Source organism: Streptomyces sp. DvalAA-14 (genome assembly GCF_900091855.1).
Classification (GTDB): domain Bacteria; phylum Actinomycetota; class Actinomycetes; order Streptomycetales; family Streptomycetaceae; genus Actinacidiphila.
The window spans coordinates 1-9229 of record NZ_FMCH01000050.1 but is presented as its reverse complement, the minus strand read 5'-3'; the positions used below and the strand labels follow the sequence as shown (position 1 = coordinate 9229).

The window sequence follows — 9229 nt, the reverse complement described above, 5'->3', positions numbered from 1 at the left end:
CGTGGGGCGGCGGCCGACGGCCGGGGCGGTGCGGGTCTGTGTCATCGACAGCGGCGTGGAACGCGACCATCCGATGATCGGCCCGGTGAACGCCTCGTATGTGGCGGTCCCGGTCGACGGCGAGGTCCAGGTGGTGGAGACGGAGACCGGCGATGTGTGCGGGCACGGCTCGGCCTGCGCCGGAATCATCCGCTCGCTGGCCCCGGCGTGCGAGATCCACAGCGTGCGGGTGCTGGGCGAGAGCTTCGGCGGCACCGGCGACGTGTTCGTGGCGGGCCTGCGCTGGGCGGTGCGGCAGGGCTTCGACGTCATCAATCTGAGCCTGTCCACCTCGCGGGCCCGCTTCACCGGGCCGCTGCGCGAAGTGGCCGACGACGCCTACTTCCAGGGCAGTGTGATCGTGGCCTCGGCCCACAACATGCGGGTGGAGAGCTTCCCGTGGCGGTTCTCCTCGGTGATCTCGGTGGGCAGCCACGACGTGGACGACCCGGATCTGGTGCTGTACAACCCCAAGCCGCCGGTGGAGTTCTTCGCCCGGGGCCAGAACGTCGAGGTCGCCTGGCTGGACGGCGGCCGGACCCGCAACACGGGCAACAGTTTCGCCACCCCCCATGTCACCGGGCTGTGCGCGCGCATCCTCAGCAAGCACCCGCGTATGACGGCGTTCCAGCTCAAGAACATCCTCTATCTGACCGCAGCCAACGTTCGAGGAGAGTCATGACCCAGGACAACCAGCTGGTGGCGGCGGTGTCGGCGGCGATGGCGGATTCCGGGGCCGAGAGCCGCCGGCTGCTGCAGTCCATCGTGGACACCGCGCGGGCCATTTTCGGCGCTCAGGCCAGTTCCATCTTCCTGCTGGAGGAGGACAGCGGCGAGCTGGTCTTCGAAGCCGTCGCGGGGCAGGGCGAGGAGTGGCTGGTCGGGCGCCGCTTCCCCAGCGACCGCGGGATCGCCGGCTGGGTGGCCAGCACCGGCGAGGCGATGGTGGTGGACGACCTGTCGACCAGCACCTCCTTCGCCCGCGACATCGCCGAGTCGACCCGGTACGTGCCGCGTTCGCTGATGGCCGTGCCGCTGAGCTACGACGAGCAGGTGCTCGGCGTGCTGGAGGTGCTGGACGCCAGCCCGCAGGCCCGGTCCGGCATCGCCGAGCTGGAGCTGCTGGGGCTGTTCGCCAATCAGGCCGGGGTGGCGCTGCGGATCGTCTCGCGCACCCGGGCCGCGCGCAGCGCGCTGGCCGGCGGCGGCGAGGACTACACCGAGCTGATCGGCCTGGTGCACGCGATCCAGGGCCTGGACGGGGACCGCCGCCAGTCGGGTTTCCGGCTGATCGACTCACTGCGCGACGTGCTGAGCCCGATGCCGCTGTGACCGGCCGGGCCGGCCGCCCCGGCCCCCGCTGCGCGCGGGGGCCGGGGCCGTCAGCCCACCGCGGACCGGGTGTGCGGGAGCGGGCCGGTGCCGCCCGGCGCCGGGGGCGCGAGCTCTTCCTCGCGGGCGCGTTCCCGGGCGTAGGCGCGGAACGGGACCGGCAGCCGGTAGCTGGGCCCGTCGGTGCTCCGGGCGCGGACCAGCAGCAGGTGCGCGGCGATCAGCCGTTCCAGCGCCTTCTCCGCCGCGGGGAGCCCCGTGCCCAGCGCGCCCGCCGCCTCCCGCAGGCCGAACGGCTCGTCGGGGAGCAGCCCGATCCGGCGCAGGGTGGTCCGGTCGTGCGGGGGCAGATCCTGGTAGCAGCTCTCCAGCCGGGGCCGCAGCCGCAGGTCGCCCGCGGTCAGCTCGTCCAGCAGCTGGTGTTCGTCGGCGAGACGACGCGCGTAGTGGGCCAGCGTCAGATGGGTCAGCCCGGCCAGGTTGGCGCCGACGATCCGGACCGGCAGCGGCAGCAGCCCGCAGGTGGCCACCAGGCGCCGGGCGGTGACCGGTTCGGCGGCGGCGCGCTCGGCGCCGATCAGCCGGCCGAGCAGGTCCAGTGCCTCGGGTTCGTCCATCGGCGCCAGGTCCAGGTGGTCGGCCGCCTCCAGGCCGACCAGCCGGCGCCTGCTGGTCACCACCGCGCGGCTCTCGCCGGCCCCGGGCAGCATCGGCCGGACCTGCGCCTCGTCGAAGGCGCCGTCCAGCACGACGAGCATCCGCAGGTCGGCCAGGCGGGTCCGGTACAGCGCGGCGCGCTCCTGCGGGCCGCGCGGCAGCTGACCGGACACGCCGATGCCGCGCAGCAGTTCGACCAGGACCTCGGCGGCGGGACGCGGCCGGCCCTGGGGGGTGCGTAATCGGACCAGCAGCCGGCCGTCGGGGAAGGGGGTGGCCATCCGGTGGGCGCCGTGTACGGCCAACGCGGTCTTGCCGACCCCGGGCGCGCCGGTGATCACCGTCACCGGCTTGGCCGCGGGGCCGCCCACCATGCCGGTGAGCGATCGCACCTGCGCGGCGCGGCCGGTGAAGTCCGCCAGGTCGGCGGGGAGCTGGGTGCGGTCCTGGCGGATCACCACCGGCCGGGCCTGCACGGCGGGCGACGGGTCCAGGGCCGCGTCACCGCTGAGGATCGCCTCGTAGAGCCGGGCCAGCACCGGGCTGGGCTGCATGCCGAGATCGCGGACCAGCATCTGCCGCATGGCGTCGAACTGGGCCAGCGCCTCGGTCTGCCGGCCCGACTGGTAGAGCGCCAGCATCTGGGCGTGCCGCAGCCGTTCGCGGTACGGGTGGCGGCGGGCGAGTCCGTCGATGTCGTCGACGTGCTGGGCGTGGTGGCCCAGGGCCAGTTCGGCCTGGCACCAGTCCTCGTAGACCGTCAGATAGCGGTCCTCCAGCTGCTCCGCCTCGCTCGCCAGCGCCGGCACCGACGCCAGGTCGGACAGCGCCGGGCCGCGCCACATGCTGACCGCGGTGCCCAGCAGGTGCGCGGCCTGGGTCAGGTCGCCGCCCCGGGCGGCCAGCCGGCCGCCGCGCGCCAGTTCCTCGAAGCGCAGCAGGTCCAGTTGCTCGGACCGGACCTGGATGAGGTAGCCGGGCGGGCGGCGGATCAGCGCCTGGCTGCCCCCGTCCGGCCGGTCGCCGCCGCCGCGCAACTCCTTGCGCAGCGCGGAGACGTACACCTGGAGGTTCTTGTGCGCGGTCCGGGGCGGCCGGCCGGACCACAGGGCGTCGCAGAAGGCGTCCACCGACACCACCCGGTTGGCCCGGCACAGCAGCAGCCCGAGGACGATCCGCTGCTTGAGCGGACCGAGCTGCAGCGCGCGGGCCCCGGTGTGGGCCTCCAGCGCCCCGAGGATTCCGAATCGCAGCGGTGGTGCGGACGGACCGGACCGGCTGCCGGCCGAGGAATCCTCGGCCACCGCTTCACCCACTGACCCTCCCGAGTTTCTTAGGCGGTTCAGGTACACAGACGGTGCTGATTCAGGTGCGGACGGTGCTTTGACCCACCGCATGTTCGCACCGCCCGAGGGCAGCGGTCCACCGTCCCAAGGGTTCGTGGACGGGCAATTCAACCGGTAATTAAGAATTCCCTAAGCGGCGCGCTGCCGGGTGTCACAACGCCCGGTGACACAGGCCGCAGGGGCCGCAAAGGCCCCGGACGCCGCAGCAGTAACGACTCCGTAAAGGCGCATTTATTTATCGCGTCGGGGCCGCGCTTTTCCACCGGGCCCGGCGGGGCGGTGCCGCGGGCACGCCCAGCGGGTCCGGCAGATGGCGTGGCGCGATCTGCCGGACCACGCCGCGCTGCCCCGGGCGCGGCCCGCCGGCACGGCCTACGGGCGGGTGGCGCGCGGCGACAGGGCCGTCGCGAGGAGCCAGACGGCGCCGAAGGCCAGGGCCGACAGGCGCCGGGTGCAGCGGCCGGAGGTGCGTATCGCCAGCAGCATCAGCGACGCCGACAGCACGGTGAGGGCGCGCACGCCGCGCCCCGGTTCGCGCCGGGTCGCGCGGCCGGTCCCCCGGTCGGTGGCGGCTCGGTCGGCGGTGGGGTCGGTGGTGCGGTCGGTGGTGCGGTCGGTCCCGGGGGCGGTCCCGCCGTCGCGCTCCCGAGCCGGACGGCCCTTCGGCGGTCCGGCCCAGCGGCCCGCCGACCGCATGCGGAAGACCAGCAGGCGGTCCTGCCGGCGCAGGATCTTCTCCAGTTGGTGCAGCGTTCGCCGTTCCCCTGCCGACAGACTGATGTCGTCCACTTGCGTACCGCCTTCCGGGCCGCAGCTCTCCTGCGGGACCGTCTGCCCCGCCTCGTGGGCGACACGCCCGGAAAACCAGTGCCGTGGGGCCGGCCGCGGGCCGGCGGCCGACCGGTCAGCCGTGCGCGCGTTCCAGCACGGTGAAACGGCCGCCGTCGGGGTCGCGCAGTTCGGCGAAGGCCCCGGCCGGGGTGGTACCGCTCTTGATCACGCTGCCGCCGAGGGCGCGGGCCGCGGCGACGCAGCCGGCCACCTCCGCCACCGCGAACTGCACCTCCCAGTGCGGCCGCAGGCCCGGGTCGGGGGCCGCTTCCACCGCTCCGGAGCTGAGCCGGGCGACGATCTCGCCCCGGGCGCGGACGACGACCTCCTCGTCCTCGTACGCCACCAGGGTGCCGCCGGGGCCGCCGTCGGCCCACTGGAGCACGCCGCCGTAGAACATGGCCGCCTCGAAGGCGTCGCGGGTCCGCAGGCGCAGCACGACGGGGCCCTGGTCGCGCCAGGTCTTCCAGTTGTTGGGGAGCCGGCCCTCCCACAGGCCGAAGACCGCGTTGTCGCGGTCGGCGGCCACCATCGCCCGGCCGGAGGCGAAGGCGACCGGGCCGAGCGCGACGGTGGCGCTGCGCTCCCTGATCCGGGCGGCTGCCTCGTCGATCCCGCTGACCGCGAAGTACGGCGTCCACACGACGGCGACCTGCAGGTCCGAGGCGACGGCGCCGATGCCGGCCACCGGCCTGCCCTGGCTCAGTGCGATGGCGAAATGGTCACCGAGCGTGGTGGACCGGAACTCCCAGCCGAGCACGCTGCCGTAGAACTTCTCGGCCGACTCCAGGTCGCGGGCGTTGAGACTGACCCAGCACGGCGCGCCGCGGCTCGCGTCCCCGGTCACGCCCTGCGACGCGTCCGATGCGGCGGCCTCGGCCTGGGCGCGCAGGGCGCCGGTCACCGGTTGCTGGTGGGTCATCGCGAATACCGTTTCGTTTCGGTGTACGACCGCGGTTTCCGGCCGATGCGCTTGCACTCATGCCCGAGGCGCGCCGGGTCATGCACGGCGGCTGCGACAGCGCGGGGTCCGCCACCGTGCGCCAGCGGGCGTACGCACCACGTTACCGTGCGGCCTCCGGGCGGCGGACGGTCAGCCCGGTGCACTGCCAGCTCAGCTCGTCGACGTCCGGCTGCGGGGGCAGGTGGCCGTACGCTCCGGCGGCGACGCTGACACAGACCACGGGCCAGGCGCGCCAGTGCGCGCCGACCCCGCGCCCGTCGGCGAAGACCTGGACGCCGTCGACGGACCAGCGCACGCTGTCGCGGCCGAGCTCCACCTGGAGGAGGAAGGGCTGCCCCGGGGTGACCACGTCCGGCGGGTAGGCGCCGGCGCCCCGGACGTGGTTGGTGAGTTCCAGCGTCCGCGGATGCTCCGGGTGGTACTCGAACAGGTCGATCTCGCCGTGTCCGGGCTGCGGCCGGCCGCCGGAGCTGTCGCGGCCCCAGGTCCACAGCGCGGGCCAGGCGCCGCGGACGTCGTGGACCAGGCAGGTGGCACTCACCTCGTCGCCCGGCAGCAATTCGAAGCCGCCGGGGGCGTACTCGGTGGACACCAGGTCGGTGTACCACAGGCCGCCGCGGGCGCGGCGGGCCCGGAAGAGGCCGGTCGCACCGGGGCCGTGGCTCGGTCCGATCTGGTCGAGTTTGTTGTCGCCGGGGTTGCGGCCGTCCTCCGGGTAGGCGGAGGTCCGGCCGACCGCCCAGGCCGTGCGGTCGGTGAACGGCGCGTTGAACACCACGGGTGGCGGCCGGTCGGTCATGTCTGCTCTCCCCGCTGAACGCCCCCGGCTCCAGTCAACGGCATCGCGCGGGGGCGGGACAGAGCGTGCGGGGGCGCGGGGAGAGCGCGGACCTGGCCTTTCACGCCGGCCCGGGCGCGGCTACGGATGAGGAGCGACCCACTGCTGGTTCGAGCCGCCGTTGCAGGTCCAGATCTCCAGTTGGGTGCCGTTGGCGGTGTTGAAGCCCGGATCGTCGAGGCACTTGCCGGAGCCGGGGTTGACCAGGGCGCCGTTCTGGGCGCTCCACTGCTGGTTGGCGCCGCCGTTGCAGTCCCAGATCTCCACCGGGGTGCCGTCGGCGGTGGCGGTGGGACCGCCGGTGATGTCCAGGCACTTGCCGCCCACCCGGACGGTGCCGTCGGCGGCGAAGGTCCAGTTCTGGTTGGCGCCGCCGTTGCAGTCCCACAGCTGCACCCTGGTGCCGTTGGTGGTGCCGCCGGCGTCGTCGTCCACGCACTTGGAGGTGTCGGCGACGGCGACGACCGGGCCGGTGGCGCCGCCCTGGGCGCCGACCGGGGTGACGGAGAGGTTGTCGAACTGGTCGGCCTGGTAGCCGCCGGTGCCCAGGCCCACCATGCCGGTGCCGAAGGTGCCGTCGCTCGCGCTGCCCACCGTGACGCCGTCGATGGCCGCGGTGAGGGCGGTGCCGTTGACGGTGAGCGCGAGGTGGTGCCAACTGCCGGCGCCCAGGGCGGCCACCGTGCCGCTGGCCAGCGTGGTCAGGGTGTGGCTGGTGTTGTTGCGCACGATGGACCAGGCGCCGGTGTTGGCGACCTGGAGGTAGTAGGAGTTGATCCCGGCCGGGCCGAAGCTGTGCTGGGTGCCGGCCCGCGCGATCAGCTGCACCGAGCCGGCCTGGGCGATCAGCGCGTCGGTGGCGACGGTGTAGTTGGTCCAGCCCAGGTCGCCGCCGATGGTGTACGGGTTGGAGTCGCCGTCCCATTCGATCGGCTTGACCGGGGTCTGCTGGGTCACGCAGCGCCCGGTCCGGCCGCCGCCGCAGCCGGTCACCTCGAACGCGCCCTGCATCTGGGACAGATAGCGGGGCTGCTGGCCGACGGTGGCCGCGTCGAAGCTGTCCGAGTACGGCAGCGCCAACGGGTGCGCCGCGGGCGAGGCCGCGGCGCCCTTGCCCTGGCCGGTGGTCGTGGTCAGCGTGTAGACGTAGCCGGGCTGTACGGTCAGTGAGTAGGAGCCGCCCGACGGGGTGATGGCGGACTGCTGCGCCATCTGGGCCGACGGGCTGCTGGAGTTGAGGTCGGTCGCCCACACGTGCACCGCGCCGGCCGACAGGCCGCCGGAGACATGGACGGTGACGGTCTGCGCGGCGGTGGCGGTGCTGGTCTCGATGATCGTGGAGTAGTCGGTGTTGTCGGTCGACTTCAGCGTCACGAAGCTGCCGTTGCTCTCGCTGCCGCCCAGGTAGCCGGAGCCGGTGTCGAGGAACTTCCAGCCGGGCGCGGTGAACTGGGTGACCTGGGCGGTGGCCCACAGGCTGCGGCCGAGGCTGTAGGCGCCGGAGGACGGCTGGTCGGCCCGCACCAGGCCGACGGTGCTGTACGGCAGATTCGGGTAGACCGCGGCGACCACCGGCCAGTTGATGTACGAGGTGAAGTGGGCGTCGATGTAGCCGCGGGTGATGGAGCGGATCAGCGCGGGCGCGCCGGAGTCGAGGTCCTGGGAGCCGTTCTCGCTGGCCCACAGCGGTTTGCCGGTGCCGGTCGCGGTCGCGTTGCCCGGGCAGGTGTCCGCGTTGCCGCCGTCGCCGCCCTGGCAGGGGTAGTGGACGCCGATGATGTCGACCGCGGCGGCGAAGGCGGGGTTGGCGGCCACGTCGTTGGCCACGCCCCAGTCGCTGTCGGCGCCGACGATCTTGACGTTGCCGTAGCCGTTGGAGTTCAGCGCGGTGCGCAACTGCTCGTACCAGGCGATGTTGTAGCCGCGCTCGTTCCAGCCGCCGAGGTAGTCCACGGTCAGGCCGTGGGTGGTGGCGCAACCGAGCCACTTCACGAGGTAGTTGATGGTGTCGGTGGACCAGAAGTTGCCGCCGCCGAGGTAGCCGGGCGCGCCCCAGGCCAGTCCGTAGAGCTTGATGGCGGGGTTACGGGCCTTGGCCTGCTGCATCAGCCACCACTCGTAGCCGGTCGAGCAGTCGACGGTGGTGGCGTTGTGCATGTGGCTGGACTCGGAGCCGTCGGTGGAGTTGGTGTCGCCGCCTATCTCCACCTTGAGGATCTGCAGGTCCGCGCCGTAGCCGGGCTTGAAGAGGTAGTCGAGGATCTGCTGCTGCTGGGCCGCCGGGTAGTCGGTGAGCAGCCGGGTGTTGCCGCCGCCCCCGCTGATGGCGCCGATCCCGTCGAAGGTGCGGCCGGCGCTGGTCCCGTCGGCGGCGATCGTCGTGGTGGTCGCGGCCTGCGCGGGCCGGGCGCCGGAGCCGAGACACAGGGCGGCGATCAGCACGGTGACCGCCAGCACGGCCAGCTGACGGAATGTCCTGCGCTGTACGGCGATCACCATCGCAACGTCCTTCCCCACCGAGGAAATTCACCAGAAAGGATCAGAACCACACGCACGGTACGGCGCACAGTGCACTGCAATCCCACGGAGGCGTCAAGACTGCGCACAAACAAACGTTTGCCGGGGCCCGGTCGGCGCCGGACGCCTCGCAGCGGCGGGCGCCGGACCCGGGCGGCGGGCGGACCGCGACCCCGAGCGGAGTGCGCCCGAGCGGAGTGCGCCCGAGCGGAGTGCGCCCGAGCGGAGTGCGGGTGTCGCCATCGGGGCTGTCCGGTTGGCGTAGGTCCCGTACGAGCCCGCCGGGCTCCGCCTGCTTGCGGGCATCAGGCCCGCCGGGCGCTCACCTGGCCGTTGGTGTGGGTGCGCGCCGGCGGGCCGCCGCCGGCCGCGGGCGGGTCGAGCTTCGGTCCCCCGAATCCGGTGTGTTTCACCGTGGGTGGGTAAACCGCTGGTAAGCGCATTTCGTCCCACCTCGCCCCGTACGGAACCGCCATGCCGAACTTCTTAGTCGTCGCCGCGCTGGTCCTCGCCGCCTGGACCCTGCTCTCCGTTCCGCTGGGCGTCCTGGTGGGACGCCGACTGCGCCACGCCAACTCTGCTCCGCTCCCGCCCGGTTGCGCCTACCGCGCCGGCACGCCGCAGCCCCCGGCTGCGGACCGCGCGCCGGGCTCCGCCGTCTCCGGGTGCACCGCCCGCCCCTGCCGCGCGGCGGACACCCGCAGC

The 9229-nt window shown here is 73.4% G+C and carries 8 protein-coding genes; 3 read left to right on the top strand and 5 right to left on the bottom strand.

Annotated features, from left to right (window positions below; translation table 11 throughout):
• The first annotated feature begins 1 nt into the window (after position 1).
• Positions 2 to 721, top strand: coding sequence for a S8 family peptidase (locus GA0115240_RS02380; protein ID WP_093734972.1), 720 nt, complete (start codon positions 2 to 4; stop codon positions 719 to 721).
• The gene (locus tag GA0115240_RS02375; protein ID WP_093734971.1) at positions 718 to 1371 is read left to right on the top strand and encodes a GAF domain-containing protein; all 654 of its coding nucleotides are present in this window, start codon (positions 718 to 720) and stop codon (positions 1369 to 1371) included. The genes GA0115240_RS02380 and GA0115240_RS02375 overlap by 4 nt, the downstream gene beginning before the upstream one ends.
• Positions 1372 to 1421: 50 nt before the next feature.
• Here the strand turns inward: GA0115240_RS02375 and GA0115240_RS02370 are convergent, their stop codons facing one another.
• The 5 genes from GA0115240_RS02370 to GA0115240_RS02350 all read right to left on the bottom strand — a co-directional run bounded on the left by GA0115240_RS02370 (position 1422) and on the right by GA0115240_RS02350 (position 8506).
• Complete coding sequence (locus tag GA0115240_RS02370) at positions 1422 to 3344, bottom strand: AfsR/SARP family transcriptional regulator (protein WP_161301976.1); 1923 nt, start codon at positions 3342 to 3344, stop codon at positions 1422 to 1424.
• A 402-nt stretch (positions 3345 to 3746) separates the two neighbouring features.
• Positions 3747 to 4163: a hypothetical protein gene (locus GA0115240_RS02365; RefSeq protein ID WP_093734969.1), complete on the bottom strand. Its 417-nt coding sequence runs from the start codon at positions 4161 to 4163 to the stop codon at positions 3747 to 3749.
• 115 nt (positions 4164 to 4278) lie between these two features.
• Positions 4279 to 5127 carry a VOC family protein gene (locus GA0115240_RS02360; protein ID WP_161301973.1) on the bottom strand — a complete coding sequence of 283 codons (849 nt, stop codon included), beginning with the start codon at positions 5125 to 5127 and terminating at the stop codon, positions 4279 to 4281.
• A 142-nt stretch (positions 5128 to 5269) separates the two neighbouring features.
• Positions 5270 to 5968, bottom strand: coding sequence for a family 16 glycosylhydrolase (locus GA0115240_RS02355; RefSeq protein ID WP_107407079.1), 699 nt, complete (start codon positions 5966 to 5968; stop codon positions 5270 to 5272).
• A 120-nt stretch (positions 5969 to 6088) separates the two neighbouring features.
• Positions 6089 to 8506 carry a ricin-type beta-trefoil lectin domain protein gene (locus tag GA0115240_RS02350; RefSeq protein ID WP_093734968.1) on the bottom strand — a complete coding sequence of 806 codons (2418 nt, stop codon included), beginning with the start codon at positions 8504 to 8506 and terminating at the stop codon, positions 6089 to 6091.
• A gap of 492 nt (positions 8507 to 8998) precedes the next feature.
• On the opposite strand from GA0115240_RS02350, the gene GA0115240_RS02345 reads away from it, so the two are divergent.
• A partial coding sequence (locus GA0115240_RS02345; RefSeq protein ID WP_141708683.1) for a hypothetical protein occupies positions 8999 to 9229 on the top strand: 231 nt, incomplete at its 3' end.

Coding starts and splice junctions, on each gene's coding strand:
- GA0115240_RS02350 (WP_093734968.1), bottom strand. CDS start 8,506: ATGGTGATCGCCGTACAGCGCAGGACATTCCGTCAGCTGGCCGTGCTG.
- GA0115240_RS02355 (WP_107407079.1), bottom strand. CDS start 5,968: ATGACCGACCGGCCGCCACCCGTGGTGTTCAACGCGCCGTTCACCGAC.
- GA0115240_RS02375 (WP_093734971.1), top strand. CDS start 718: ATGACCCAGGACAACCAGCTGGTGGCGGCGGTGTCGGCGGCGATGGCG.
- GA0115240_RS02360 (WP_161301973.1), bottom strand. CDS start 5,127: ATGACCCACCAGCAACCGGTGACCGGCGCCCTGCGCGCCCAGGCCGAG.